This window comes from Agromyces flavus (genome assembly GCF_900104685.1).
In the GTDB taxonomy this organism is placed as follows: Bacteria; Actinomycetota; Actinomycetes; order Actinomycetales; family Microbacteriaceae; genus Agromyces; species Agromyces flavus.
On sequence record NZ_LT629755.1, the window covers coordinates 741773 to 767276 of the forward strand.

The 25504-nt window shown below is 70.8% G+C and carries 27 protein-coding genes, 1 tRNA gene and 1 other RNA gene; 17 read left to right on the forward strand and 12 right to left on the reverse strand.

The genetic code is table 11. The annotated features are described in order from the left end of the window. Positions 1-17 precede the first annotated feature (17 nt). From BLT99_RS03600 to BLT99_RS03630, 8 genes are read left to right on the forward strand one after another with little or no spacing between them, the layout of a single operon-like run. Positions 18-671: a cupin domain-containing protein gene (locus tag BLT99_RS03600; protein WP_092669356.1), complete on the forward strand. Its 654-nt coding sequence runs from the start codon at positions 18-20 to the stop codon at positions 669-671. Between the two features lie 60 nt (positions 672-731). Then, positions 732-1961, forward strand: coding sequence for a CpaF family protein (locus BLT99_RS03605; protein WP_172802957.1), 1230 nt, complete (start codon positions 732-734; stop codon positions 1959-1961). After that, on the forward strand, positions 1958-2818 hold the full coding sequence (locus BLT99_RS03610; protein ID WP_092669367.1) for a type II secretion system F family protein: 861 nt from the start codon (positions 1958-1960) through the stop codon (positions 2816-2818). Before BLT99_RS03605 ends, BLT99_RS03610 begins: the two co-directional genes overlap by 4 nt. Then, positions 2806-3753, forward strand: a complete 948-nt coding sequence (locus tag BLT99_RS03615; protein WP_229724694.1) for a type II secretion system F family protein — start codon at positions 2806-2808, stop codon at positions 3751-3753. The genes BLT99_RS03610 and BLT99_RS03615 overlap by 13 nt, the downstream gene beginning before the upstream one ends. Positions 3754-3792: 39 nt before the next feature. Next, entirely contained in the window at positions 3793-3960 is a 168-nt protein-coding gene (locus BLT99_RS17755; RefSeq protein WP_166670928.1) for a hypothetical protein, read from the forward strand. Beyond that, complete coding sequence (locus BLT99_RS03620) at positions 3957-4343, forward strand: TadE/TadG family type IV pilus assembly protein (RefSeq protein WP_092675568.1); 387 nt, start codon at positions 3957-3959, stop codon at positions 4341-4343. Before BLT99_RS17755 ends, BLT99_RS03620 begins: the two co-directional genes overlap by 4 nt. A 46-nt stretch (positions 4344-4389) precedes the next feature. Then, positions 4390-4773: a hypothetical protein gene (locus tag BLT99_RS03625; RefSeq protein WP_157674926.1), complete on the forward strand. Its 384-nt coding sequence runs from the start codon at positions 4390-4392 to the stop codon at positions 4771-4773. Between the two features lie 5 nt (positions 4774-4778). After that, on the forward strand, positions 4779-5204 hold the full coding sequence (locus BLT99_RS03630) for a pilus assembly protein TadG-related protein (RefSeq protein WP_229724690.1): 426 nt from the start codon (positions 4779-4781) through the stop codon (positions 5202-5204). Positions 5205-5422: 218 nt separating this feature from the next. Here the strand turns inward: BLT99_RS03630 and BLT99_RS03635 are convergent, their stop codons facing one another. The 4 genes from BLT99_RS03635 to BLT99_RS03650 form a co-directional block, all read right to left on the reverse strand. Continuing rightward, a complete protein-coding gene (locus BLT99_RS03635; protein WP_133988557.1) occupies positions 5423-8542 on the reverse strand; it encodes a M14 family metallopeptidase in 3120 nt (1039 codons plus the stop codon). Between the two features lie 159 nt (positions 8543-8701). After that, entirely contained in the window at positions 8702-10537 is a 1836-nt protein-coding gene (locus tag BLT99_RS03640) for a serine/threonine-protein kinase (RefSeq protein WP_157674927.1), read from the reverse strand. A 91-nt stretch (positions 10538-10628) separates the two neighbouring features. Next, positions 10629-11945 (reverse strand): MFS transporter, encoded by a 1317-nt coding sequence (locus BLT99_RS03645; RefSeq protein ID WP_092669386.1) that lies wholly within the window; start codon positions 11943-11945, stop codon positions 10629-10631. Between the two features lie 10 nt (positions 11946-11955). Next, positions 11956-12879, reverse strand: a complete 924-nt coding sequence (locus BLT99_RS03650) for a hypothetical protein (protein WP_308209003.1) — start codon at positions 12877-12879, stop codon at positions 11956-11958. A gap of 110 nt (positions 12880-12989) precedes the next feature. On the opposite strand from BLT99_RS03650, the gene prfB reads away from it, so the two are divergent. Continuing rightward, a complete protein-coding gene (gene prfB, locus BLT99_RS03655) occupies positions 12990-14105 on the forward strand; it encodes a peptide chain release factor 2 (protein WP_092669388.1) in 1116 nt (371 codons plus the stop codon). A gap of 39 nt (positions 14106-14144) precedes the next feature. On the opposite strand, the gene BLT99_RS03660 is transcribed toward prfB, so the two are convergent. Continuing rightward, on the reverse strand, positions 14145-14909 hold the full coding sequence (locus tag BLT99_RS03660) for a gamma-glutamyl-gamma-aminobutyrate hydrolase family protein (RefSeq protein ID WP_092669389.1): 765 nt from the start codon (positions 14907-14909) through the stop codon (positions 14145-14147). Between the two features lie 160 nt (positions 14910-15069). Here BLT99_RS03660 and BLT99_RS03665 point away from each other — a divergent pair, with 160 nt between their 5' ends. From BLT99_RS03665 to smpB, 4 genes are all read left to right on the forward strand, one after another. Next, positions 15070-15600: a flavodoxin domain-containing protein gene (locus BLT99_RS03665; RefSeq protein WP_092669390.1), complete on the forward strand. Its 531-nt coding sequence runs from the start codon at positions 15070-15072 to the stop codon at positions 15598-15600. Positions 15601-15688: 88 nt separating this feature from the next. Next, complete coding sequence (gene ftsE / locus BLT99_RS18225; RefSeq protein WP_092669391.1) at positions 15689-17326, forward strand: cell division ATP-binding protein FtsE; 1638 nt, start codon at positions 15689-15691, stop codon at positions 17324-17326. Beyond that, positions 17323-18234 (forward strand): permease-like cell division protein FtsX, encoded by a 912-nt coding sequence (gene ftsX, locus BLT99_RS03675; RefSeq protein WP_092669392.1) that lies wholly within the window; start codon positions 17323-17325, stop codon positions 18232-18234. Before ftsE ends, ftsX begins: the two co-directional genes overlap by 4 nt. A 68-nt stretch (positions 18235-18302) precedes the next feature. Then, positions 18303-18779 carry an SsrA-binding protein SmpB gene (gene smpB, locus BLT99_RS03680; protein WP_092669393.1) on the forward strand — a complete coding sequence of 159 codons (477 nt, stop codon included), beginning with the start codon at positions 18303-18305 and terminating at the stop codon, positions 18777-18779. Between the two features lie 31 nt (positions 18780-18810). Here smpB and BLT99_RS17960 read toward each other — a convergent pair whose 3' ends face one another. After that, entirely contained in the window at positions 18811-19110 is a 300-nt protein-coding gene (locus BLT99_RS17960; protein WP_229724687.1) for a winged helix-turn-helix domain-containing protein, read from the reverse strand. Continuing rightward, on the reverse strand, positions 19103-19579 hold the full coding sequence (locus tag BLT99_RS17965; RefSeq protein ID WP_229724685.1) for a hypothetical protein: 477 nt from the start codon (positions 19577-19579) through the stop codon (positions 19103-19105). Before BLT99_RS17965 ends, BLT99_RS17960 begins: the two co-directional genes overlap by 8 nt. Before the next feature lie 81 nt (positions 19580-19660). On the opposite strand from BLT99_RS17965, the gene BLT99_RS03690 reads away from it, so the two are divergent. Continuing rightward, positions 19661-20398 (forward strand): tyrosine-protein phosphatase, encoded by a 738-nt coding sequence (locus tag BLT99_RS03690; protein WP_092669395.1) that lies wholly within the window; start codon positions 19661-19663, stop codon positions 20396-20398. 18 nt (positions 20399-20416) lie between these two features. On the opposite strand, the gene BLT99_RS03695 is transcribed toward BLT99_RS03690, so the two are convergent. After that, a complete protein-coding gene (locus tag BLT99_RS03695; RefSeq protein ID WP_157674928.1) occupies positions 20417-21076 on the reverse strand; it encodes an SIMPL domain-containing protein in 660 nt (219 codons plus the stop codon). Positions 21077-21244: 168 nt separating this feature from the next. Here BLT99_RS03695 and ssrA point away from each other — a divergent pair. Next, positions 21245-21613: a transfer-messenger RNA gene (gene ssrA / locus BLT99_RS03700) on the forward strand. A gap of 83 nt (positions 21614-21696) precedes the next feature. On the opposite strand, the gene BLT99_RS03705 is transcribed toward ssrA, so the two are convergent. Beyond that, a complete protein-coding gene (locus BLT99_RS03705; protein WP_157674929.1) occupies positions 21697-22209 on the reverse strand; it encodes a septum formation family protein in 513 nt (170 codons plus the stop codon). 93 nt (positions 22210-22302) lie between these two features. Next, complete coding sequence (locus BLT99_RS03710; RefSeq protein ID WP_092675571.1) at positions 22303-22716, reverse strand: group III truncated hemoglobin; 414 nt, start codon at positions 22714-22716, stop codon at positions 22303-22305. Between the two features lie 67 nt (positions 22717-22783). Here BLT99_RS03710 and BLT99_RS03715 point away from each other — a divergent pair, with 67 nt between their 5' ends. Then, positions 22784-24028 (forward strand): low temperature requirement protein A, encoded by a 1245-nt coding sequence (locus BLT99_RS03715; RefSeq protein ID WP_157674930.1) that lies wholly within the window; start codon positions 22784-22786, stop codon positions 24026-24028. Between the two features lie 12 nt (positions 24029-24040). Here the strand turns inward: BLT99_RS03715 and BLT99_RS03720 are convergent, their stop codons facing one another. Together BLT99_RS03720 and BLT99_RS03725 are read right to left on the reverse strand one after the other, a co-directional pair. Beyond that, entirely contained in the window at positions 24041-24274 is a 234-nt protein-coding gene (locus tag BLT99_RS03720) for a hypothetical protein (RefSeq protein WP_157674931.1), read from the reverse strand. 101 nt (positions 24275-24375) lie between these two features. Further along, a complete protein-coding gene (locus BLT99_RS03725; RefSeq protein ID WP_229724724.1) occupies positions 24376-25158 on the reverse strand; it encodes an inositol monophosphatase family protein in 783 nt (260 codons plus the stop codon). A 222-nt stretch (positions 25159-25380) separates the two neighbouring features. Here BLT99_RS03725 and BLT99_RS03730 point away from each other — a divergent pair. After that, positions 25381-25453 (forward strand) — tRNA-Lys (locus BLT99_RS03730). The last annotated feature ends 51 nt before the right edge of the window (positions 25454-25504 follow it).

The following is a 25504-nucleotide window of genomic DNA, read 5'->3' on the forward strand; positions in this document are numbered from 1 at the left end:
AACTCAGGAGGTGCGGCGTGGCCGCCTATCAGGTCGCGAGGCTCGACGAGATCGAGGAGTTGGAGGACGCCGGGAGCTTCTACCGGCCCATCCGGCACCACCTCGGCATCAGCGCGTTCGGAGCGACCGCCTGGACCGCCCGCAAGGCGGGCGATACGATCATCAACTTCCACGACGAGGGCGACCCCACCGCCGATGAGGAGCTCTTCCTCGTGCTGCGCGGCCACGCCGTCTTCGAGCTCGACGGCGAACGGGTCGACGCACCCGCGGGCACCTTCGTCTCCGCGGCGCCCCGCACGCCGCGATCGGCCACCGCCGCGGAGGACGGGACGACGATCCTCCTCGTGGAGGGCACCCCCGGGAAGGCGTACGACGCCCGCGGGTGGGAGCTCTGGGCTCCGCTCGTGCCGCTGTACGAGGCGGGGGACTTCGCGGCGGTCGCCGACCGCCTCGAGGTCGCGGTGGACGCCAGCCCGCAGTATCCGCTGCTGTTCTTCAACCTCGCCTGCTGCGAGGCGCAGACCGGCCGGCCCGAGGCGGCGCTGCGCCACCTCCGGCAGGCCATCGAGATGTCGGAGGAGTTCCGCGGCCACGCGCAGACCGACTCCGACCTCGATCCCATCCGCGACGAGCCGGCATTCACAGAGCTCGTGGGCGATCACTCGCAGTGATGCCCGCCGGGTGTGGATAAGTTCCGACCCTGATCGGCGCGCATCGCCAAGATGGAGCGCATGTCCGACCCCGTGCGCACCATCGCCGAGCGGGTGCGCGGTCGGGTGCTCCGAGAGGGCGTCGACCTCGCCCGCGACGATGCGCTCGCCGCGCGCTACGCCGTCGAGGAGGTCCGTCGCTACTCCGAGCGCGCGCTCGCCGGCGCGCACGCCCCGCTCGGCGACGAGCCCGGCACGACGCGCGAGGTCGTGGCATCCATCACCGGGTACGGCCCGCTGCAGCCGTTCTTCGACGACCCGACGGTCGAGGAGATCTGGATCAACTCGCCGACGAGGGTCTTCGTCGCGCGCGCCGGCGTGCCCGAACTGACCACGCTCGTGCTGTCCGACCGCGAGGTGCGCGACCTCGTCGAGCGGATGCTGCAGCACTCGGGCCGCAGGGTCGACCTGTCGTCGCCGTTCGTCGATGCGTCCCTGCCCGACGGGTCGCGGCTCCATGTCGCCATCCCGGATGTCACGCGGTCGCACTGGGCCGTGAACGTGCGGAAGTTCCAGCAACGCATCCGGTCGCTGGGGCAGCTGGTCGACCTGGGGTCGATGAGCCGGCAGGCGTCCGAGTTCCTCCGCATGAGCGTGCTCGCCGGAGCGAACATCCTGGTCTCAGGGGCGACGCACACGGGCAAGACCACGATGCTGAACGCGCTGATGTCGAGTGCCCGCACGTCCGACCGCGTCGTGACGGTCGAGGAGACGTTCGAGCTCGACCTCGACGTGCGCGATCTCGTGTCGATGCAATGCCGGCAACCCAACCTCGAGGGCACGGGTGAGATCACCCTGCGGCGCCTGATCAAGGAGGCGCTCCGGATGCGACCGGATCGGCTCGTCGTCGGCGAGGTGCGCGAGGCCGAGAGTCTCGACCTCCTCATCGCGCTGAACTCGGGAGTGCCCGGAATGTGCACGATCCATGCGAACTCGGCACGCGATGCGCTCGCGAAGCTGTGCACCCTCCCGCTGCTCGCGGGTCGCAACATCGACTCGGCGTTCGTGGTGCCTACCGTGGCGAGCTGCATCGACATCGTCGTGCACCTCGCCATCGACCGTGACGGGCACCGACGCGTCGTCGAGATCGCCGCGCCGACCGGGGAGGTCGTCGGCGGTGCCGTCACGGTCGACCGACTCTTCGGTTTCGACCGCGGGGAACTCGCGGCGACGGGTTCGCACCCGGCTCGCCTCGAGAAGTTCAACGCCGCGGGCTTGGACCCGGCGATCGTGCTGGGAGCGGCGGCGTGAGCATACTGCTCGGTGCGACGCTCGGCGTCGGCCTGCTGCTCGTCGGATCGACCTGGATGTGGCCGAGGCGACCCGGAGAATCGCCGCGACCTCCGCGCCGATCCGTCGTCGCCGACGAGCTCGCCCTCGCCGGCATCCCCGGCGTGCCCCTCACGGCCATCGTCGTCGTCGCGATCATCCTCGCCGTCGTCGCTGCGGCGCTCGCCCAGGCGATCTTCGCCGTACCGGTGCTCACCGCGGTCGCAGGTGCGCTCGGCGGCCTCGTGGTCGCATTCGTGATCAGGTCCCGAGCCAACCGTCGAAGGGCGGCCAACCGCGCCATCTGGCCCGACGTCGTCGACCACCTGGTCGCCTCCGTGCGTGCTGGGATGTCGCTGCCCGACAGCATCGGCGCACTCGCCGAGCTCGGCCCGGCGGCGACGCGGTCGGCGTTCGCCGGCTTCGACGACGAGTTCCGACGCACGGGGGATTTCGGCTCAGCGGTCGACTCGCTCAAGGCGCGGCTGGCCGACCCGGTCGCCGACCGGATCCTCGAGACGCTCCGCATGGCGCGAGAGGTCGGGGGCACGGACGTCACATCGGTGCTGCGAGGCCTCTCGACCTACCTGCGGGAAGATGCCGGCCTGCGCGCCGAGGTGGTCGCCCGGCAGTCGTGGATCCGCAACGCCGCTCGCCTCGGAGTGGCAGCTCCGTGGCTGCTCCTGCTCGTGCTCGCCAGCCGCCCCGAAACCCTGGCGGCGTACGACTCGTCCGCAGGAACCGTGCTCATCCTCGCCGGCGTGGCGGTCACGATCATCGCCTACCGGCTGATGCTGGGCCTCGGACGCCTGCCCGAGGAGCGCCGATGGTTCACCTGAGCGCGATCCCCGCGATCGCCATCGCTCTCGGCGCGGTGCTGGGGCTCGGTGCATGGCTCGTCATCGCCTCCACGCCGCGGCTCGGCCGCGCCCGGCTGGTCGACCGCGTCGCGCCGTACATCACGGACTTCTCCGCCGAGGCGCGCGCGATGCGGTCGCGCCCCGACGCCGACCCCGGCTCGGTCCTCGGCATGCTGATCATGCCGATGCTGCGAGGACTCCGCAGCGGGCTCAACGGCCTGCTCGGGGGCAATGAGACGGTCGCACGCCGTCTCCGCCAAGCCGGGGTGGATGCCACGGTCGAGCGGTTCCGCGGCGAGCAGCTCGCGTGGGCCGGGCTCGCGTTCGCGCTCGGCGCCGCACTCGCGTTGTTCGCGCCATCCTTCGTCGCCATGCCGCCGGTGGTGCGGGCCGCCGTGCCCGCAGTCGCCGCGGTCGCCGGCGCGGTGACACGCGACTGGCTGCTGCAGCGCTCGGCGCGCCGACGGCTCGCGCGGATCTCATCCGAGCTTCCGACCATGCTCGAGTTCCTCACCCTGAGCCTGACTGCCGGCGAGGGCATGCTCGAGGCGCTCCGCCGCGTCGCGCGCACCGGTTCCGGGGAACTCCCCACCGAGTTCGCCCGCGTGGTGGCCGCGGTCGGCGCCGGAGTTCCACTGCCGACCGCGCTCGCCGAGCTGCGCGACGGCCTCGAGCACGCCGCGCTCAGCAGGGCGCTCGACCAAGTTCTGGGCGCCCTCGATCGTGGTGCACCGCTCGCCGACGTGCTCCGATCGCAGGCGGGCGATGCGCGCGCCGAATCCAAGCGCACGATCATCGAGCTCGCCGGTCGCAAGGAGATCGCGATGCTGGTGCCGCTGATCTTCCTCATCCTTCCCGTCACCATCGCGTTCGCACTCTTCCCCGGCTACCTCGTACTCCAGGCGGGATTCTGATGCGCCCGCGACGACTTCGCCCCATCGAAAGGACCTCACATGCCGAACCGGATCCTCCGACGCCTCGCCGACGAGCGAGGGGACGTGCCGGGCTGGGTGCTCATCACGCTCATGACGGCCGGACTCGTCATCGTCATCTGGGGACTCGCGGGTCCGGCGCTGTCCGGAGTGTTCGACCAGGCGATCGGCCGCGTGACCGGGTTCTGACGCGACTCCTCGACGAGACCGGGTCGGCCGTCGCCGAGTTCGTGCTCGTCGGCGTGCTCCTCACGGCGCTCCTGCTCGCGGTCGTCCAACTCGCGCTGGCGCTTCACGTTCGCAACACGGTGCTCGACGCGGCCGCCGAGGGCGCTCGCTACGCGGCGCTCGCGGGGTCTTCCGTCGACGCCGGCGTCCAGCGCACCCGCGCACTCATCGGGGCCGCGATCTCCGCCGAGTGCGCCGGTGACGTCAGCGCGTCCACGACGTCGGTCGGCGGCGTCCCTGCCATCGCCGTGTCCGTGCGCACCATGCTCCCCCTCGTCGGGCTGCTCGGACCCGAGCGCGGATTGGAGGTGACCGGGCATGCGCCGCTCGAGACGATCGAGTGACCTGCTCGCCGGGGAGCGCGGCTCCGCGTCGCTCGAATTCCTGACGGTGGGCATGATCCTCCTTGTGCCGCTCGTCTACCTGGTGCTGGCCGTGGCCTCGATCCAGGCGGCGGCGCTCGGCGTCGAGGGTGCGGCGCGGCAAGCGGCCCGTGTCGCGGTGCACCAGGCGGATGGCGCAGGTCCGGTTGGTGACGTCGCGCGCACGGTTCGCGTGGTGCTGGCCGACTACGGCGTGGATGACGGCTCGGCGTCAGTCGATGTCTCCTGTTCTGCGCCGTGCGATGAGCCGGGCTCCCGGGTGACGGTGCGTGTGGGGGTCGCCGTTCCACTTCCGCTCGTGCCCCAGGCGCTGGCGTCCAGTTCGATCGGTACGGTGCGGCTCGAGTCGAGCGCGACGCACACGGTGTCGCGCTTCGCGGGCGCGTCATGAATCGGATGCGGTCCGACGAACGCGGCTCGACGCTGCTGCTCACGATCTTCTACGGCGTACTCGGCCTGGCACTCGTGCTCGTGGTCGTCTCAGCGACGTCGCTCTACCTGGAGCGCAAGCGGCTCTTCACGCTCGCCGACGGCGCAGCGCTCGCGGCTGCGGAGTCCTGGCGCCTCGATGAGGTCCGGGTCGCGGAAGGTCGGCTCGAGTTCGACCTCGACACCGCTTCGGTCCGCGCCGCGGCGACCGACTACCTCGGCGACGCGGTCCACTCGTTGCAGAACCTCGAGCTCGTGCGCGCCGACTCCGCGGACGGACGGAGCGCGACCGTCACGCTGCGAGCCACGTGGCATGCGCCCATCTCGTCGGAGTTCCTTCCGGTAACCGTGCCCCTCGAGGTCACGGCCGACGCGCGCTCGGTGTTCCACTGAAACCCCGCTGGCCACGCCGGCCCGCTCGTGGCCCATCCCTGGCTGAGCGCCCTCCGCCATCCGCTCGCTTCGTGCCGCGAGAGGTCGCGGATGGCTGTTCCGGGCGGCCAGGTGCGACGTCTCGCCGTGGGGTTTCAGGCGCGCGGGCGCGCCGTCGCTCGAGGTCGGCCGACGCGCGCTCGGTGTTCCACTGAGCGCACGTCGGCCAGTCCGTCCCCCTAATCGGTGAGCAGGTACTCCACCGCGCGACCCATCCAGTCGGCTCGAACGTCGGCACCCGTGATTCCCTCGAAGCCGAAGCCGCTGAACAGCGAGTGCGGCGTCGCCACCACCGCGGCCTCGGGGAAGCCCGCCGCCGTCGTGAAGGTGAAGTCGTTCGGGTTCGGCGCGCTGCCCGGAGGAGCCCCGGAGACCACCCAGCCGTTCGAGTCCTCTCCCTCGAACGAGGTCGAGCCCTCGCCCGTGGACACCTCGATATCGTCGATGAACACGCCCAGACCCTGGGTGGCCCAGTCGCTGATGTACGCGATCGACACCTCGACCTGGCCGGCGTCGGCGTAGCCGCTGAGGTCGACCGTCCACTGCTGCCAGCCGTCGGAGTCGCCCGAGGCGGCGTTCCACGCACCGCCGCCCTCGACGGTCGGCTCGCAGGTCGCGTCCTCGTTGAGCGTCTGGTAGAAGTCGAGCTGCGGGTGCAGTTCGTTCCACCCCTCGGGGCAGCTGTCGCCGGTGTTCTGCGTGGTGTTCCCGTTCAGGTCGGGCAACGTCGTCCAATCGTCCTGGCCCGGCGTGTGCGCCTCGACCGTGAGGAAGTCCCAGTTCTCCTCCGTGTTGTACGACGTCCAGAACGACAACTGGGCGCCGCCGGCCGGAACGTCGAGCGTGCGGGTGATCCGCTTGTACGAGACATCCGCGATCTGCGAGTAGGCGTAGTAGTCGCCGGTGTGCGGCTCGAACGGCCCGCCCACGCGGTCCCACTTCGCAGAGACCCAGCTCTCGAACTGCGGGTACAGCGCCGGATCGAGGATGCCGCTCGTCGTGATGAACGAGTCCGAATGCAGTTGGTTCTCGGCGCTGTCGGCGCCGTTGAAGCCGACCTCGCTGCCCTCGAACGGTGTGTCCACACCGAGCACGTCGAGGAGGTCGCCGTCGTCGTTCGTCCCCGCGTCGCTGTTCACGAGGAACGCCCCCAGCCAGTACTGCAGCACGTCGTGCGTCCCGTCGCTCTGCGGCGATCCGCGGAGCAGCCGGCAGCGAGCTGCCACCGTCGCGTCGGACGTGCACTGCGCGTTCGCCTCCGTCGGATCGAACAGCTGGGCCGTGTTCGTCGAATATTGGAACCCCGCGTACTGGCCCGTGTACAGCACCTTTCCGCCCTCGTTGAGGAAGTCGCGGACCTCGAGGATCTGATCCATGGCCAGGCGAGAGGCGGTCCCCGCGCCCCACCCGGGCTCGCGGGTGACGATATCGTCGCCCGTGTACCAGATGACCGCGTCGTAGTGCGAGAGCACGCCGAGCGCATCCGACGCGATGCGACCGCGCTCGTCGACGTCGTACACGTCGTAGCCCGTGCCGTTCGCCTCGAGTGCCTGCTCGTAGGAGCTCAGGTAGTTCGGCCCGCCGACCTGCACGGGCGAGGCGCCCGTGTAGTCCTCGGCGGCCACGATCAGCACGTCGTCGGTGGACTCCCCGACAGCCTCGTAGGTGAACGAGTCGCTCACCTCGCCGCCGCCCTCGAACCAGACCTCGACGTCGTCGCCGGGATCGGTGCCGGTGACGAATCCGCGCATGACCGCGTAGTGCACACCGGTCTGGCCGCCGTAGCGGTCACCGCCGGTCCACTCCTCGGTCGTCGCGCTGATCGGGTCGCCGCCGTTGATCGAGTACTTGAGCGTCACGTCGCCCAGGTTCCGTCGGGCGATGACGCGCACCTCCTGCGGGTCGCCGTACGAGTAGTCGAACGTGAAGTTCGCCAGCGGCAGGCCGTACTTGTAGGTGTCGTCGCTCTTCAGGTAGAACGGCTTGGTCTCCAGGCCGAGGTGCGACACGGGCTCCACGGGGTTGGCCGCGGACTTCGCGATGTCGAGCGAGAACGGCAGGGTGCGCTCGAATTCCGCCTGCACCTGGTCCTCGTCGTCGGGAAACACGAACCCGCCTTCATCGTCGCCCTCCCCGAGCTCGGGTGTCCAGCCGAGCGTCCCGCGTTCGGCGTGCGCGTAGTCGGTCGTCTCGCCGTTCGTCACGTAGAGCACGTCGGACGAGAGCCCCGGCTCGAAGTCGGGGATCGCCGGGTCGTCGTGGTTGCCCGACAGCGCGTAGTAGATCGCGTCGTCAGCGGTGGGCGTGCCCGTCTGCCAACCCTCGGCGTACAGCAGCCACTGCCCGAACGAGTGCCAGTTGACCTGGAACGAGAAGTCGACGCGATCGTACAACGAGATGATCGCCTGGGTCTCGGGCTCGGAGCCCTTCGCAGGTCCGCGGTAGGTGTCGCTGTTCGGCTGAGACGACGACCCCTCCTCGTCGTAGCCCCAGTGCGCCGGGTAGTTGCGGTTCGGGTCGACGCCGTCGGCCCGGGTGATCTGACCGTCGCCGTCGTTGTCGCGCAGGTTCTTGCGCCACAGCCGCTCGGTGTCGAAGGTGTACTGATACCCGTCGGGGTTGGCCACGAGCACGAACCACAGCTCGTTGTTCTTCAGGAGGTTCTTGACCTCCTGGTTGCCCGACTTCCAGCCGTCGATGTAGTAGTGCAGGAGTCGGCGGTTCACCTCGGTCGAGATCCACTCGCGGGCGTGCTGCGTGGAGCTGTACAGCACCGCCGGGCGCGAGCCGTCGGGAGTCGGCTTCGCGGCCTGGGTCAGCTTGACCGCGATGATCTCGCGACCCTGGTACGTGTGACCGAGCACCACGAGCTTCACGAGCTGCGGGTTCTTCTTGGCGAGCTGGTAGAGCTCGTCGCGGATGCCGCCCGGCTCGTCCCACGACCTCCACACCGTGTAGCCGGCTTCGGCCTGCTCGGCCGCCAGCTGCCGCGCCGACTTGCCGTCCTTGTTCTTCTTGACCTTGACGTCCAGGCCGCGCCCGTTCAGTGCCTTCGCCTCCGAGGCGGTCAGAACGAGGTCGACGCTCAGGCCGTCCTCGGTGACCTCGCTGTTCACGACGTCGAACCCGGCCGCGGCGATGTCCGCTGCCTCGGCCGCCGTCACATCGGCCGTGTACATGTCCAGCGCCTCGTCGTCCTCCGCGGCGTTCGCGCCGATGGGACTCAGTGTGGCGAGTCCGAGGGCGAGCGCGGCGACGCCGAGCACGAGGCGGTTCCGAGTGAAGCGGTTCCCAGTCATCACGACTCCCACCGGTCCGACTCCGGCCAGGGGTGGATGCGACGGCGTTGTGCGCACTGGTACTCGCCGCGCTTCGTGGCGCTCTGCGGACCCTACGCCACACTCTCCTGCGATCCGACGGCGCTTGTCAAGGAAAACCGAGCAGGCCTCGAGTCGGCGTTACAGGGCGGTACTGCTCAGCACCTCGGTCGCCGCGATCTTCAGCGCGCCGCCCTCGTCGACCAGGCGGTACGCGGTCACCTCCTGAACGGTGCGACCGTCGGCGAACGTGTAGGTGAGGGTGGCCTGCGCATCGTTCGGGCTCGATGCGGTGACAGCCGAGATCGCGACGTCGGTCACCTCGCTCCAGAACGCGCCGTACGCGTCGCGGCCTCCGACGTGGTTCACCTGGTAGTCGTCGGTCATCATCGGCCAGGCGGCATCGAGGTCGCCCGGCACCAGGGCGTAGTAGTCCACCAGCATCTGGATGGCGCGCTGCTCGCCGGTCGGCGCCTCTGGCGCCGGGGTCGGCGTGGGCTGCGGCGTCGCGGATGGCGGCTGGGTGACCGGTGGTTCCGACGACTCAGGTGCGGCCGTGGTGGCCGTCGGTATTTCGGTCACCGGCGCGGTCGGCTCAGCGCTCGGTCCGGCGGCGGTGCCGTCGTTGGGTCGGAGCGTCGTGAACAGCAGAAGGCCGCCGACTGCGAGCAGTGCGACGGCGACAAGCGCGCCGATCAGCGCGCCCCTGCGTCGTCGTCGAGCCGGAGCGTCCGCCTCTGGCTGCGCGGCAGGCTGAGCGACGGGCGCGGACTCGGCGACGGGCGCCGGCTCGGCCATCCATGGGAACAGCGGCGGCGCGGCCACCCGCTCGGTCGGTCCCGTGCGCTCTCCGGCGGGTTCGTCCAGTCGTTCCGTGGGTGCGGTGGCGTCGAGGCGCTCGGTCGGTCCGGTCGGTCCGGTCGCTTCCGGAGCGGTGTCCGTGAGCCGTTCCGTAGGTTGCGCCGCGGCGGCGGGTGGCTCGTCGAGCCGCTCCGTCGCGGCGGTCGGCTCGTCATGGGCAAGCGTGGGCGATTCGGCGGCCGATCCGATCACCGCAGCAGCAGCCGCGCCCGCGGCGGCGCCGGCGAGCGGGAGCGTCGGCGCAGCACCATCCGCCTCGGTCTCGTCTGCGGCTGCGACCGCGGGCTCGGGCTCCGGCTCGAGCTCGAGGGCCGTCAGCTCCGACACGACGTGCTTCATGTCGGGCCGATGCTTCGCCTCGGGCGAGAGCATGTCGAGCAGCAGCGGCTCGAGCGGTCCGGCGCGGGTCGGCTTCGGCAGGTCGCCGTGAGCCACGCGGTGCAGCAGCGCGATCGCGTTGGCGTCGGTGCCGAACGGCGGCGCACCCTCGAGCATGGCGAAGAGCGTGGACCCGAGCGAGAACACGTCGGAGGCGAACGTCGACGCCTCGCCCCGCGCCACCTCGGGCGCCAGGTACGCCGGCGTGCCGAACATCAGTCCGGTCGCCGTGATGCTCGCGTCGCCGAGCGCGTACGCGACGCCGAAGTCGCTGATCATCGCCGAGCCGTCCTCGCGGATGAGGATGTTCGCCGGCTTCACGTCCCGGTGCACGATGCGGCGGTGATGCGCGGCCGCGAGCGCCGAACCCACCTCGGCGCCGACGCGCGCGGTCTCCGCCTGGGAGAACGTGCCGTGCTCGCGCAGCAGCGTCGACAGCGGGGTCGAATCGATGAGCTGCATCACGATGCACGGCTGGCCCTCGTGCTCGACGACGTCGAAGACCGGTACGGCATGCGGATGATGCAGACCGGCGTTGAGGCGGGCCTCGCGCATGGCGCGCCTCGTCGCGGCCTCCCGCTCCTCATCCGTCAGCTCGGGCCGCGTTCGCAACATCTTCAGGGCGACGGCGCGATGCAGGCGTTCGTCCCACGCCTCCCAGACCACGCCCATCCCACCGGCGCCGATCATCTTCACCAGGCGGTACCGGTCGGCGACGAGCGTGGAGGGCGTACTCATGCGCGGGCGATCCTTCGGGTCACGCTCGACGGTACTGCCGCCGCGGCGCCGGGCCCACGGGCTTGCATCGACGGCCGGCATGTGGAAGGCGTCAGGTGTCGGCGGCGGGCGTCCATCCCTCGTCGCGCTCTGCGTCATCAGGGGCCGGATGCCGCGGCTGGCGCGGCACGTACCGCGGGATCCACCGCCACAGCATGGCCGCACCGACGAGGCCGATCACGCCCATCGCAGCACTCGCGACCATGATCGACAGCGCCGACGTTACCGCGGCGACGGCGAGCGGCGCGGCTGCCTGTCCGGCGTCGGCGATGGTCCGGTAGGCGCCCAGGAACGGTGCCGGGTGCGCCTTCGGCGCGAGGTCGGCGCCGACCGTGAGGATGACGCCGCTCGAGAGCCCGTTGGCGATGCCGAGCAGGATCGCCACGCCCGTGAACCAGGCGACGGCGGCGGGAACGTCGTGCGTGAACGCGAGCACGATGTGCCCGACTGACAGGCCGACGAGTCCGGGGATGGCGCTCCACAGCCGGCCATGGCGATCCATGACGTGGCCGCTGACGTAGAAGAGCGCGAAGTCGATGGTCGCGGCGATGCCGATCACGAGCGCTGCGGCATCCGGTCGCATACCGATGGAGACCGCCCACAGAGGCAGGATCACGGTGCGACTCGCGCGCAGCGCGGCCAACACGCCGACGCCCGTGCCGATGCGAGCCAGCACGCCGCGGTACGTGACGATCGCGTGCCACACGCCGCCAGCGCCATCCGCTGGGCTGCCATCGGCGCCGCCGACGGGGGTGACGGATGTCGCGCGCGCCCGCAGCGCGGCCCCGAACACCTTCTCGGGGTCGGGCAGCACGAGCAGCACCACGACCACCGCGGCGCACGACGCGACGAGCACCCAGAACACGGCCGCGGACGAGCCCGTCCACGCGATGATCGCCGCCGCCGTGAACGGGCCGATCGCCCAACCCGCGCGGAACACGCCCGCGAGCGTCGACAGCGCCCGCGCCCGAACGGCGGCGGGCACGTAGCTCGTCAGGAACGCGTGCCGCGCCAGGCCGAACACCGCGGTCGCGAGGCCGAGCAGGAACACGCCGATGCCGAGCGCCCAGGTGGTCGGCACCAGGAGGGCGAGGAGCGTCCCGGCCGACGCGAGCGCCGCCGCGCCGATCATCGCCGCTCGCTCGCCGATCCTCGCCACGAGCCATCCGGCGGGCAGGTCGCCGAGCAGCTCGCCGACCATGAGCATCGCCGCGATGAGGCCCGCCAGCGCGAGGGAGGCGCCGCGCTCGGTGGCGACGACCGGGATCACCGGGATCATGGCGCCCTCGCCGAGCGAGAACAGCAGCGTCGGCAGGTACGCAGGGAGGACGATCGACCGCCACGAGAACGAGTGCGCGGTGCCGGTCATCCTCTCGATGCTATGCCTGCGCAGTCCGTGCGCCATCCCACCAGCGCAGCACCCGCAATGCGCGGAGGGTGTTCCAGCGGCTCGGGTTGCCGTCGCCGTCCTCCATCTCGAAGTGCGTGCGCGCGTGGTGCGTGTTCTGCAGCGGCCACCGACCGTCGTCGCGTCGGCGGCGGCGCACCAGGTCGATCGCCTCGGCGCACCGGTCGTCCGGAGCACCGCCGGCCGAGCGGAAGTACTCGAGGCCGCGCAGGACGTCGTAATGCCACTGCGGCGGGAACGAGAACCGGGTCCACGCCGGCCGGATGACCTCGCCCGTCGAGCGCGAGCGGAAGAGCCGGCGTTCGAGGAGGTATTCCTCGCCCCGGGAGCGTGCCGCGGCGATGACCGCATCCGGGCCGATCGAGCGCTCGCGCTCGAGCAGGCCTTCGAGCACGAGGATGGTGGTGTTGAACGATGAACGGTGGGAATGGAGCGGCGCCTCGCAGTTCCATCCGCCGTCGTCGAGCTGCTGGCCGAGCACCCCGTCGATGAGCGCCTCGACGAGGTCGCCGGTCTCGCCGAAGTACGACGCCAGCTGGAGCACCATCCCGTTGATGCACGTCTCGGCCTGGCCGCCGAAGAACGGCGCGTCACCGCTCCGCTTCCACGTCACGCCGTCCCGTACCCGACGCACGGCGTCGCGCGCCTGGGGTGATTCCGGATCGAGCCCGAGCAGCCGCAGGAGCAGGAGCGTGTACGTCGTCGAGATCCACTTCGGCGAGTACGTGCCGCCACCCCACTGCCCGTCGTCGGCCTGCAGCGCGAGCAGCCGCGCACCCCACCCCTCGGTGCCGACCCGGCGACGCTCGGCCGCGATCTCCTCGGCCGGCTCGTCGCCCAGGTCGCGCATCACCTGCCAGCGGATCGCGGGATCTGCGTCGAGCAGCCAGTCCATGACCTCCATCGCATGCCTCCCGTCGGCACGAGCCTGCCGCACCGCGGTCCCGCGCGGAAGGTGCCGCACGCAGCCCGCCCACATGCCGCACCACTAGGCTGGACGGCGCCATGTTGGATCTTGACCTCACGCAGGAGATCGCCTCCCTGCGCACCACCTTCCGCGACATCCGCGCCGTCGTCGACGTCGACGCCCTCCAGGCCGACATCGCCGAGCTCAGCGACCAGGCCGGCGCCCCCGACCTGTGGGACGACCCCGAGCAGGCCCAGAAGGTGACGAGCGCCCTCAGCCACCGCCAGTCCGAGCTCACGCGCATCACCGGCATCGAGCAGCGCCTCGACGACCTCGAGGTGCTCGTCGAGCTCGCGCAGGAGGCCGACGACGAGGAGTCGGCCGCCGAGGCGCGCGCCGAGCTCGCCTCGCTCGAGAAGACGATCGGCGACCTCGAGGTGCAGACGCTCCTCGACGGCGAGTGGGACGCGCGGCCCGCGGTCATCACGATCCGCGCCGGTGCCGGCGGCGTGGATGCCGCCGACTTCGCCGAGATGCTCATGCGCATGTACCTGCGCTGGGCCGAGAAGCACGACTACGGCGCGACGGTCATGGACACGAGCTATGCCGAAGAGGCCGGCATCAAGTCCGCCACCTTCGAGATCGACGCGCCGTACGCATTCGGCACGCTGTCGGTCGAGGCCGGCACGCACCGCCTCGTGCGCATGAGCCCGTTCGGCGCGGCCGGCAAGCGGCAGACGAGCTTCGCCGCAGTCGAGGTCATCCCGCTCATGGAGGAGGCGCAGGAGGTCGACATCCCCGACAACGACATCCGCGTCGACGTCTTCCGCTCCAGCGGCCCCGGCGGCCAGTCCGTCAACACGACCGACTCCGCCGTGCGCATCACGCACCTCCCGACCGGCATCGTCGTGTCGATGCAGAACGAGAAGTCGCAGATCCAGAACCGAGCGGCCGCCATGCGCGTGCTCCAGTCGCGCCTGCTCCTGCTGCAGAAGGAGCAGGAGGCCGCCCAGAAGAAGGAACTCGCGGGCAACATCACCGCGAGTTGGGGCGACCAGATGCGCTCGTATGTACTCGCGCCCTACCAGATGGTGAAGGACCTGCGGACGGAGTACGAAGAGGGCACCCCGTCGAAGGTGTTCGACGGCGACCTCGACGGGTTCATCGCCGCCGGCATCAAGTGGCGCAAGCAGAAGCAGCAGTCGGGCGAGTAACCGGCGGCTGACGGATGGCGCGGCCCCGCGCCATCCGCATCACGACGCCTTCGCGACCGCCTCGACCGGCGCCTCCGCCCGGGCATGCGCTCGGGCCGCCGAGATGAACGCCTTGATCAGCGTGATGCCCTCGGGATCGAGCCGCTCCTCGGGGTGCCACTGGACGCCGAGGCAGAACGAGCCGTCGGTGGTCTCGATCGCCTCGATGAGCCCGTCGGGCGCGCTCGCCGAGGCGACGAGCCCCTCACCGAGCTGGTCGACGGCCTGGTGGTGATGCGACGAGATGTCGAACTCGTCGTCGTGCGTGATGCTGTGCAGCAGCGTGCCCTCGTGGATGGCGACCGGGTGCTCGGTCTTCTCGCCGACGACCGCGCGATGCGGGGTGAGGTCGAGCCGGTCGCCGATGTGCTGCTCGAGCGTGCCGCCGAGCGCCACGTTCATCACCTGCATGCCGCGGCACGCGCCGAGGATCGGCATGCCGCGCTCGCGGGCGCCACGGACGAGCGCGAACTCGAGCTCGTCGCGGATGCGCAGCGGCGGGTCGTTCGACGGATGGGCCTCGTTCGCGTACAGCTCGGCGTCGATGTCGCGACCGCCCGGCAGGAACAGTCCGTCGATGAGGTCGAGGAGCCGGTCGGGGTCGGCCAGGTGCACGTCGAGGCTCGGGAACATGAGCGGTGCACCGCCGGCCTCCTGCAGCGCGGAGATGTAGGCGTGGGCGAGCGCGTCGGTGGGGATGTCGACCCACGCCCCCGAGCTCGCGGACTTGCGATCGGCGACGACGCCGATGAGCGGAACGGTCATCGAAGCCTCCCAGCCTCGGTCGGTCCTTCTCCAACCTACGCCCCTCGGGTCGGCACCGGCAGGGGGAGGGGAGGGGACCTTCGGCTCTCAGCGCGCGGGAGGCAGGCGCGTAGGGTTCGGCGGTGTAGGCGGATCGGAGCCGACAGCGGAGGTGGGGGTCATGCGCGTGCTGGTCGCGTACTCGAGCAAGTACGGTGCGACGAGGGGCATCGCGGATCGGATCGGCGATCGACTTCGCGACGCCGGACACGAGGTCGACGTCGAGCGCTGCGACGCCGTCGAGTATCCCGAGGGCTTCGACGCCTTCGTGATCGGCAGCGCGGCGTACATGTCGAACTGGCGCAAGGAGGCGCGGAAGTTCGTCCGGCGCAACCGGGAACTGCTGGAGCAGCGACCGACCTGGCTCTTCAGCAGCGGGCCACTGGGCACCGCGCGCGTCGACAAGGACGGCAACGACGTGCTCGTCGGCGCGCGGCCCAAGCAGTTCGAGGAGTACGAGGACGAACTGCACCCGCGCGGCACCATGGTGTTCTTCGGTGCCCTCGACCCCGACAAGCTCCGCGGGCCGCACAAGATGCTGCACTGGATGCCCGAGAACGATGCGCTCCCGACCGGCGACTTCCGCGACTGGGACGCGATCGACGCGTGGGCCGAGAAGGTCGCCGCCGAGCTGGCGAAGACGCCGGCCTGAGCCCGGGTCATCAGACGGTCGGTGACGGCCGCACGATTTCCGGTGTCGCTGCCCCATTTCGCAGCGATGCTGCCTAGGCTCGAACGCGATGATCCGCTTCGACTCCGTCACCATGACCTACCACGGGCAGAGCAGGCCGGCCCTCGACGATGTCACGGTCGAGATCCTGCGCGGCGAGTTCGTGTTCCTCGTCGGCGCGTCCGGATCGGGCAAGTCGAGCTTCCTCAGGCTCATCCTGAAGGAGGAGCGGCCGACCACGGGCCAGATCCACGTGCTCGGCCAGGACCTGCGGCGCATCTCGACGCGCAAGGTCCCGTACTTCCGGCGCAACCTGGGCGTCGTCTTCCAGGATTTCCGGCTGCTGCCGAACAAGAACGTCTTCGACAACGTCGCGTTCGCGCTGCGGGTGATCGGCAAGTCGCGCGGCTTCATCCAGACCGCCGTGCCCGAGACCCTGCGGCTCGTGGGACTCGACGGCAAGGGCAAGCGGCTGCCGCACGAGCTCTCCGGCGGTGAGCAGCAGCGCGTGGCGATCGCCCGCGCGATCGTCAACAAGCCGCAGATCCTGCTCGCCGACGAGCCGACCGGCAACCTCGACCCCGTGACGAGCGCCGGCATCATGACGCTGCTCGAGCGCATCAACGCCGGTGGCACCACGGTGATCATGGCCACGCACGAGGCCGGCATCGTCGACCAGATGCAGCGTCGCGTCATCGAGCTCTCGGCGGGCGAGGTCGTGCGCGACGAGCGCAGCGCGGGCTACGGCATCTCGGCCGAGGCGATCGCCGTCGAGATCGAAGCGACGGATGCCGCGGCCGCCGCGGCATCGGTCGTGCCGACGCGCGAACCGGGCGCGACGAAGGGGCGCGGCAGGAGGCCCGCCCGCAAGAGCGCGGTGCGGAAGGGCGCGACCGCGGCACCGGCGGAGGCGCCCGCCCCCGCGGTCGAGCCGGCCGCCGCGACGCCCGCGACGCCGGCGAGTGAGTCGGCCGCGGCCAGCACGGCGGCGACCGCGGCCGCCGCGGCTGCCGCGGTTGCGGCGGCGCGCAAGAGCAAGGCCCCCGAGCCCGACGCGGCGAAGGCCGCCGCGACCGAGGCCGCCGAGCCCGACACGGCGAAGGCCGCCGCGACCGAGACCGCCGAGAGCGCGCCGGCGAAGGCCGCCGAGAGCGCGCCGACGAAGGCCGCCGAGATCGACGCGACTCCGGCCGAGGCGAAGGCGGCGAAGCCGAGCCGCGGTCGGACCACCAAGAAGGCGCCGACGGCGAAACCCGCGACCGCCGAGGATGTGCTGCAGGACGCATCCGGATTCGACTCGGCCTCGCCGGAGATCCCGGCCACCGGCGAGGACGCCGACGCGGTCGTCGCCGCGCTGCGCTCGGAGGAGACGGCGGCTGCGGCATCCGCCCCCAAGGCGAAGCGCGCCGCCCCGAAGGTGACCGCCGAGGTCATGCGCGACGCACCGCCGCTCTACGTCGAGCCGGAGGCCACCGACGAGGTGACCGACGAGGCCGCCGCGATCACGGCGGCGGCGACCGCGCCGGTCGAGCGGATCCCCGCCGCGGGCAGGGACGACGCCGAGCCCGACGGCCCGCCCGGACGACCGGCTCCGCCCGCGAGCGCCAAGAAGTCCGCCAACCTCACGCTCGCCGAGCGACTCGGCCTGCGCAGCCCCGCCGGGCCACGCCCCGGCGATGACGACCAGGAAGTGGGGCCGGTCAAGTGAGGTTCGGTCTCGTGCTCGCCGAGGCGGCCAACGGCCTGCGGCGCAACGCCACCATGGTCATCTCTGTGGTGCTCGTCACGTTCGTCTCGCTCACCTTCGTGGGCACCGCCGCGCTGCTGCAGCTGCAGATCGCGCAGATGCGCGGCTACTGGTACGACCGGGCCCAGGTCGCGGTGTACCTCTGCACGGCGGTGTCGACCGCCGAGGGCTGCGTCGAGGGTGAGGCGACGCCCGAGCAGAAGGAGGCCGTCGAGGCCCAGCTGAACAGCGACACGCTCGATCCGTTCATCGACGAGTACTACTTCGAGGACCGCGAGCAGGCGTACGAGAACTTCCAGGACCAGTTCGCGGGCACGCCGGCCGCCGACTACGTCACCCCCGACGTGCTCAACGAGACGTTCTGGGTGAACCTCGTCGACCCCTCGCAGTCCGACGTCATCGCCGAGAGCCTCGCCGGCCTCGCAGGCGTCGAGCAGGTCGTCGACCAACGCCGCTACCTCGACCAGATCTTCAACGTGCTCAACACCGCGAGCTACACTGCGGTGGCGGTCGCCGCGATCATGCTCGTCGCGGCGGCGCTGCTCATCGCCACGACCATCCGGCTCTCGGCCTTCTCGCGACGCAAGGAGCTCGGCATCATGCGGCTCGTGGGGGCGTCGAACCGCTTCATCCAGACGCCGTTCGTGCTCGAGGGCGTCTTCGCGGGACTCATCGGGTCCTTGCTCGCCGGCGCCGCCGTGGTCGCGATCGTGGTGTTCTTCGTCCAGGGCTACCTGACCGACACGCTGTCGTTCACCTTCGTCGACCTCGGTGACGCGTTGCTCGTCGTGCCCCTGCTCGTCGGGGTGGGCGTGCTGCTCGCGGCGGTCTCCGCGGCCATCGCGATCCGCCGGTACCTGCGCGTGTGACGCTAGACTGACAGGCTGTGCTTCCGGATGCCCCGGGGCATCCGTCATTTCGAAGCGAGGAGCAGGTCGTGGCCAGGGAACGCGGTGAGAAGGTCGTGGCGACCAACCGCAAGGCGCGCCACGACTACCTGATCGAGGACACCTACGAGGCCGGCATCGTGCTCTCCGGCACCGAGGTGAAGTCGCTCCGGCAGGGCCGGGCGTCCCTCGTCGACGGCTACGCGTTCATCGACGGCGGCGAGATCTGGCTCGATGCGGTGCACATCCCCGAGTACACCGAGGGCACGTGGAACAATCACGCGCCGCGCCGCAAGCGCAAGCTGCTCATGCACAAGCAGGAGATCGTGAAGATCAGCCACAAGACGAAGGAGGGCGGGTACACGCTCGTCCCGTTGTCGCTCTACTTCAAGGACGGCCGGGCCAAGGTCGAGCTCGCGGTCGCGAAGGGCAAGCGCGAGTACGACAAGCGCCAGGCGCTCCGCGAGCGCCAGGACAAGCGCGAGGCCGATCGCGCCATCGCCTCCCGGCGGAACCTGGGGGAGTAGGCCCGGCGGGCGCCACCCCAGGGCGCGCCACTCAGCCGGCGATCCGTCGCAGCGCGTCGAGGTGCGCGGCGAACGCCGCCCGCCCCTGCGGCGTCATCGACAGCCAGGTGCGCGGGAACTTGCCGACGAACCCCTTGCGGATCGCCACGTACCCGGCGGCCTCGAGTGCGGCCGCCTGCTTGCTGAGCGCCGAGTCGGTGAGCTCGATCGAGTCGCGCACGAACGCGAACTCGGCCTCGTCGGCAGCGGCCAGCAGCGCGGCGATCGAGAACGGGACCGGGCGCTGGAGCAGCGGGTCGAGGTGGTGGCGAGGATGGGCCGGCTCAGCCACGCACGACCACCAGCTCGCGGAGTGAACCGTGCAGCGGCGGGACGGCGGTGGCGATCGCGGCGAGCGCGAAGAAGACGGGCGAGGCCGGGTACAGCAGCAGCCCGAGCGCGAGGGAGACCGCGAAGGCGATGCCCCAACCGCCGACGGCCATGCCGAACCGGCGCGAGAACCCGAGGCTCGCGGCTCGCAGGCGCCGGAGGTGGACGATCGAGAGCACGCCGAGCACGGCGGCGAATGCGAGCGAGAGCGCGAGTATGGGGCCTTCGTCGGAACGCTCGAACCAGCCGAGTGAGAACAGGTACATGGCGGATGCCGCGGCGAGCCCGGTGAGCCACGCCGAGGCCGACGCAGAACCCTGCACCGCGACGGTTCGGCCGGCCGCCGCGGCCTCGCGCAGGTGCGCCGCCGCGGTCGCGGCATCCGGGGTCGGAGCGTTGGCATCGGCGTCCTGGCGGTCGTCTCGGTCCATGGGAGGAGGATAGCAAGTACTTGCCACTCGGGAAAGTACTTTCTCGGAAATGATCCCAGCCACGCGGGGTAGGCTCCGCCCGTGGAGATCTCGACGCGCATCCCCGTGCCGGGCACGTACAACTTCCGCGACGTCGGCGGACTGCCGGCCCGCGACGGCGTCGTGCGTCGGGGTGCGCTGTTCCGCTCCGACGGCCTGCACCGGCTGGGCGACGAGGGCCGCGACGCGCTGCGCCGGCTCGACGTGGGGATGATCATCGACCTCCGCGACGACAATGAGGCGCGCCTCATGCCCGACGACCTGGACGGGCTCGACGTCGAGGTGCACCGCCTGCCCGTCTTCGAGGGGTCGGGTGCGTCGCAGGGCGAACGCGGCATCTCGCTCGAGGCCCTCTACCACCGCATCGTGACCCGCCATTCGCCGATCCTCGTCGACGCGCTGCGCGCGCTGCCGACTGCCGGCGATCGCGCCGTCGTCGTGCACTGCACGGCAGGCAAGGACCGCACGGGCATGGTCGTCGCGATGGCCCTGCTCGGCGCCGGCGTCGAGCGCGAGTCCGTCATCGCCGACTACGTCCTCACCGAATCGCATCTCGCGGGCGAGTGGCTCGAGGAGATGGTCGCGCTCATCGGCCGCTACGGCGTGCCCGACACCCCGGCGTTGCGGACGCTCATGGGCGGGAGCCCGCGCGAGGCGCTCGAGTCGGCGCTCGACGAAGTCGAGCGTCAGCACGGCTCGGCTCGCGAGTACCTCCTCGCATCGGGCCTGCAGCGGCAAGAGCTCGAAGCGCTCGAGACCTGGCTCATCGAGCGGGGCTGAGACGTCGCGCTCGCGGCGTCATTCCGCCGTGAAGCGCGCGTCGACGGATGCCTCGAGCACGAGCTTCGCCGGCGCGAACTCCGGCGTGGGACCTCCGCCTGCGTCCGCCGCCATCGCGCGCACCAGGTTGGCCTTGTGCATCATGGGCGCGGGCTGTTCCGACAGCATTCCGTGGTCGGCGAGCTCGGCCGGCGCCGGCGAGCCCAGCCCGAGTGCCTCGGCGTAGACACCCGCCTTGCGAACGGCATCGGCGACGGCGCCGCGTTGCGCCGCCTCCTGCACGCGGTCGCGCGTGCCATCCGTGAGTCGCCAGTCGATGCCGCCGACCGCGACGTTCGGCGTGCCGGACACCGAGCCGACCCACGTGCCGAGCACGCCGAGGTCGCGGAACACCACCTCGACGTCGGCGTTCGCCTGGTGCACGAGCGGCAGCTGGCGTCCCTCGGCGTTCCATGGGCGATGCGACCAGACGCGCAACTGGCCCGCCGACCATGATTCGAGCGCGCCCGACGCGTCGAGCTCGCGGACCTCCTCGAGCAGGCGCTCGTGCGACTCGCCGACGGAGCGCAGGATCGAGTCGCGGTCGCCGCCGGAGCTGCCGACGGTGAGCGAGACCGCGCCCAGCTCGGGTTCGATGCGTTCCTCGGCGCGACCGGTCACGGCGATGATCGTGGGCATGCGGCTCCTCGAGTGGTCGGTGCCCGCTCGGGAATGGCGGAGCGGCGTCGCCTGTTCTAGACTGTAAGGCCGGGCAAGAGGCGGTTCAACGGATCGCCGCCCGGTGTTGGCAACTCCACAGCGTGCGATGATGGCCCGCCCTCCGATGCGAATCGGACGGCGCGACATGGGGATGATCGGTTTCGACATCGCCTGTGAGACTGCGAGAAGCGGGCCGAGGATGCAGGGTTATCTCGTGAACGCTCCCTGCGAACCAATAACTGCCAATACGAAGCAGTCCGACTTCGCTCTCGCTGCCTAAGCGAGACCGATAGTCCGTCAGTCCGGGTCTGTTCCCGCCCCGGTCGCTGGCGTCATCTAGGGAACTCGCTGTACGACGTCGCCTGAGCGTCGTACGGGACTTTCTTCAGGCTGGGCCCGTCGACCTGGCTGCCTGTGGCAAGGGTCGGGGCCGAGCAGAACGCTTCACAGGATGCGCCCGGAGAAGGCGCGGAATTGCAGCGATGGACGGGGGTTCAATTCCCCCCATCTCCACCATCGGCCGTCATCGCACGCTCGGAGAGCCAGACGAAGGCCGCCCCGTTCGGGGCGGCCTTCGTCGTGACTGGAAAGTGGCCGCGTCAGTACGCGGCGCCCTCGAGCGTGCCCGTGACCGGTCCGCTCGGGTCGGTGATGGTGCACGACACCATGCGGTCGTCGATGCCCTCCCACGACTCCTGCGTGGGCACATACCAGGCCACGTACAGCTCGGACGAGTCGTACGGCAGGCCGACGAACGGCTCGAACGCGGCGACGCAGCCCTCCTCTGCTGCGGTGTTCACGGCGGCATCGCCCGGGAACTCCCCGTCGGCGATCTCGAAGTCGTGGTAGACCTCGTCGGTGTGCGGCTGGTCGCAGGGCACGACAGGCACGGTCTCGACCTGCTCGCCCTCCTGCATCTCGAGGCAGTCGCCGACCTTGAGGGTGAACACGTCGGCGTCGCCGCTCTCGGTGATCTCCTGCGTCGTCTCGTCGCGCTGGGGCTGTGGCGCGGGCAGCAGATCGCCGATCAAGCTGCATCCTGAGAGCGTGCCGGCGACGATGACGGCGGCGGCGAGCGCGACGGTGCGCGCGATGGTTCGGGTCGTGGTCATGGGAGTCCTGTCATTCATGGGAGCCCCATAGGGATGCGGGGCGGCGCCAGCATATCGGCGAGCGCCACCGCGCGGACAGCCTCACTCCGAGGGTCACGCCTCCTGGCGTGCCACGGTCTCGAATGCGCTGCCCGAGCGGCCGGCGAGGCGGCGCTGCATGGACCCGGCGATGCGCTCCGCCTGCACCTTCGCTCGCTCCGCGATGGGTCCCGTGTAGAGCGCGTCGACCGTGGCATCCCACAGTTCGAGCCACCGCGCGAAGTGCTCGCCGGTGAGCGGATGGCGCGCGTGCAAAGCGACGTGCACCTGGAGTGCGTTGCGCCGGTACGCCCCGCTGCGGAACAGCACGGTCTCCCAGAAGTCGCACATGATCGGCAGGTGGGCGGCGAGGTCCATGCGGGCGACCTCGGTGAAGATGGGCCCGATCAGCGGGTCGCGGAACGCGGACTCGTAGAACGCGACGACGAGCCGCTCGACGTCGTCGCGGTTCGCGAGATCGTGCACCATGCCGTCCACGCTAGCCGCTGCTCGCGGGTACTTCCCGTGGGGGGCGGCTGCCGGAAGACTGTTCGGCATGCAGTGGCGACTGGCTCCGGCCAAGGGGTTCCGCGTCTCCGACGAGGCGCACCGGGTGACGACGTTCGAGCTCTTCTTCGACCTCGTGTTCGTCTTCGCGTTCACGCAGGTGACGCAGTACATGGCGGCGACGCACAGTGCGATCGGCGTGCTCCAGGCGCTCACCATCCTCACCCTGCTCTGGTGGTCGTGGGTGTCGTACGCGTGGCTTGCGAACCAGACGCACGTTGACGAGGGCGGCGTGAAGCTCGGGATGGCCGTCGCGATGATCGCGATGTTCGTCGTGGCACTCGTCATCCCCGAGGCCTACGTCGACCTCCCTGGCGGGCTGTTCGGTCCCCTCGTGCTCGTGATCGCGTACATGGTCGTGCGGGTCACGCACCTGACGCTCTACTACATCGCGGCGGCGGAGGATCCGCCCCTCCGACGCCAGATCCTCCGGACATCGCTCGCACTCGTCGCCGGGTCGGGGTTCCTCATCGCGGGCGCGCTCGTGGCCGACCCCCTCCTGCAGACCTGGCTGTGGCTCATCGCGCTCGTCCTCGACGTGCTGCTCACCTACCTGACCTCCTCGGGCGGCAACTGGCGCGTGCACTCCGCCGCGCACTGGGCGGAACGCTTCGGGCTGGTCATCATCCTCGCGCTCGGCGAGTCGATCGTCGCCATCGGCGTGGGCGCCGCGCGCGAGCCCGTGAGCGTTCCCATCATCATCGGCTCGGCGCTGGCCATGCTGGTCTCGATCCTGCTCTGGTGGATCTACTTCGACACGACGGCGCTCGCGGCCGAACGCGAGCTCGCACGCCTGCGCGGCGTGGAGCGGGCCGGACTCGCGATCGACGGCTACACCTACCTGCACCTGCTGCTCATCGCCGGGATCGTCCTCGCCGCGCTCGGTGTCGAAGACGTCATCGCCCACGTCGAGGACGCGAAGCCGCTCGGGTTGTTCGGGGCCGCAGCGCTGTACGGGGGAGTGTCGTGCTATCTCGCAGGCATCGGGTTCTTTTGGCTTCGCGTGGCACGACGCGTCAAGTGGCTGCGATTCGGTGCGGCCGTGCTCGTGCTCGCCGCGACGCCGGTCGCGGCGCTGCTGCCGCCGCTCGTGGCGTTGGCGGTGCTGGTCGTCGCCGGCGGTGTGCTCATCGTCGTCGAGTCGGTGCGCTACGCGGAGCATCGCCGCGAGATCCGCGAGGCGCACGGGCACCACGGCGCCGCGGTGTCGGACAGCGCGACCGACGCGTCCTGATCGTGGCGAGGTTCACCCGGCCTTGCGGTTCCAGATCGCGAGCCGGCGCAGCCACGACGAGAAGCCCACGGGCGCGCGTGCGCTGACGGCTGCGGACGCGGCGACGGGCCGATCTCCCGCGTCGGCGGGGCTGCCGTCGTCGCGGTCATCGCCTGCCTCGGCGGCCGCAGCGTCGCGCTCGGCGCGCCAGAGCAGGTACGCGACGTACGGGTCGTCGTCGGGCCCCAGCTCATGCTGCTGGTGCACCGTGCGATGCCGTCTGGCCTCCATCGCCGCACATCCCCTCGAGGCCCCCCGGCCCTCACGTCAAGAGTACGACGAACCGGGAGCGGATGACGCCACGCGCGTCACGCGCGGTCGGAGGCCCTGTCGCCGCCGAGTACCTCGAGCACCGCATCGTGCAGGCGACCGTTCGTCGCGAGCGCGCTGCCGTCGCCGAGCGCGGCGCCGCCCGTGGACGTGACCCGACCGCCGGCGGCCTCGACGATGGGCACCGCGGCGGCGATGTCCCACGGCTTGAGGTCGAACTCGGCGACCACGTCGACGAGCCCCTCGGCGAGCAGGCAATACGACCAGAGGTCGCCGTACGCGCGGTCGCGCCAGACGCGCTCGCCGAGCGCCAGCAGGCGGTCGAGTCGGCCGGCGTCGCGCCACTGGGCGATGCTCTGGAAGCTCAGCGACGCGTCGGCGAGCTCGCCGACCGACGACACCCGGATGGCACGGGGCTGCGCGCCGGGCGCGTCCGTCGTGAACGCCCCGAGCCCCTGCGCGCCCCACCACCGACGCCCGAGCGCCGGCATCGACGCGACCCCGACGACGGGCACTCCGTCGACGGTGAGCGCGATGAGCGCACCCCACACGGGCACGCCGCGAAGGAAGTTGGCCGTGCCGTCGATGGGGTCGACGATCCACTGCCGCGCGCCCGATCCCTCGGTGCCGTACTCCTCGCCGAGCACGCCGTCACCCGGCCGTCGCTGTGCGACGAGCTCGCGCACGGCGCGCTCGACCGCCAGGTCGGCCTCGGTCACGAACGTGCGGTCGGGCTTCGTGTCGACGCGCAGGTCGACGGCGCGGAAGCGGTCCATCGCGGCGCGATCAGCGAGGTCGGCGAGCTCGAGCGCGAGCGCCAGGTCGTTGTCGAGCGCGAGGTCGTCGAGGTCGGCTTCGGCGTCGCGCTCGGTCTGATCGGGCTCCGGCGGGGTCGTGGCATCCGTCACCCGTTCAGCCTAGCCGCGGGGCCTGAGCCGGCGACGGATGACGCGGCACGCCCGGCCGCGGGACGATTTCGCGATCGGCATGCCCACCTGATACCGTTGATCCTCGGTTCGGGGTTGTGAAAATCCCACCGAAACGCACCTCTAGCTCAATCGGCAGAGCAACTGACTCTTAATCAGTGGGTTCAGGGTTCAAGTCCCTGGGGGTGCACGGAACGAAGCCCGGCACCGCGCAATTCGCGTCGTGCCGGGCTTCTGTCGT

What these genes read in the sequence shown, in the direction of transcription:
- BLT99_RS03605 (WP_172802957.1), top strand. Translation starts at nt 732, where the DNA reads ATGTCCGACCCCGTGCGCACCATCGCCGAGCGGGTGCGCGGTCGGGTG.
- BLT99_RS03615 (WP_229724694.1), top strand. Translation starts at nt 2,806, where the DNA reads ATGGTTCACCTGAGCGCGATCCCCGCGATCGCCATCGCTCTCGGCGCG.
- BLT99_RS17755 (WP_166670928.1), top strand. Translation starts at nt 3,793, where the DNA reads ATGCCGAACCGGATCCTCCGACGCCTCGCCGACGAGCGAGGGGACGTG.
- BLT99_RS03630 (WP_229724690.1), top strand. Translation starts at nt 4,779, where the DNA reads ATGCGGTCCGACGAACGCGGCTCGACGCTGCTGCTCACGATCTTCTAC.
- BLT99_RS03635 (WP_133988557.1), bottom strand. Translation starts at nt 8,542, where the DNA reads ATGACTGGGAACCGCTTCACTCGGAACCGCCTCGTGCTCGGCGTCGCC.
- BLT99_RS03640 (WP_157674927.1), bottom strand. Translation starts at nt 10,537, where the DNA reads ATGAGTACGCCCTCCACGCTCGTCGCCGACCGGTACCGCCTGGTGAAG.
- BLT99_RS03645 (WP_092669386.1), bottom strand. Translation starts at nt 11,945, where the DNA reads ATGACCGGCACCGCGCACTCGTTCTCGTGGCGGTCGATCGTCCTCCCT.
- BLT99_RS03650 (WP_308209003.1), bottom strand. Translation starts at nt 12,879, where the DNA reads ATGGACTGGCTGCTCGACGCAGATCCCGCGATCCGCTGGCAGGTGATG.
- prfB (WP_092669388.1), top strand. Translation starts at nt 12,990, where the DNA reads ATGTTGGATCTTGACCTCACGCAGGAGATCGCCTCCCTGCGCACCACC.
- BLT99_RS03660 (WP_092669389.1), bottom strand. Translation starts at nt 14,909, where the DNA reads ATGACCGTTCCGCTCATCGGCGTCGTCGCCGATCGCAAGTCCGCGAGC.
- BLT99_RS03665 (WP_092669390.1), top strand. Translation starts at nt 15,070, where the DNA reads ATGCGCGTGCTGGTCGCGTACTCGAGCAAGTACGGTGCGACGAGGGGC.
- ftsE (WP_092669391.1), top strand. Translation starts at nt 15,689, where the DNA reads ATGATCCGCTTCGACTCCGTCACCATGACCTACCACGGGCAGAGCAGG.
- BLT99_RS17965 (WP_229724685.1), bottom strand. Translation starts at nt 19,579, where the DNA reads ATGGACCGAGACGACCGCCAGGACGCCGATGCCAACGCTCCGACCCCG.
- BLT99_RS03695 (WP_157674928.1), bottom strand. Translation starts at nt 21,076, where the DNA reads ATGCCCACGATCATCGCCGTGACCGGTCGCGCCGAGGAACGCATCGAA.
- BLT99_RS03705 (WP_157674929.1), bottom strand. Translation starts at nt 22,209, where the DNA reads ATGACCACGACCCGAACCATCGCGCGCACCGTCGCGCTCGCCGCCGCC.
- BLT99_RS03710 (WP_092675571.1), bottom strand. Translation starts at nt 22,716, where the DNA reads ATGGTGCACGATCTCGCGAACCGCGACGACGTCGAGCGGCTCGTCGTC.
- BLT99_RS03715 (WP_157674930.1), top strand. Translation starts at nt 22,784, where the DNA reads ATGCAGTGGCGACTGGCTCCGGCCAAGGGGTTCCGCGTCTCCGACGAG.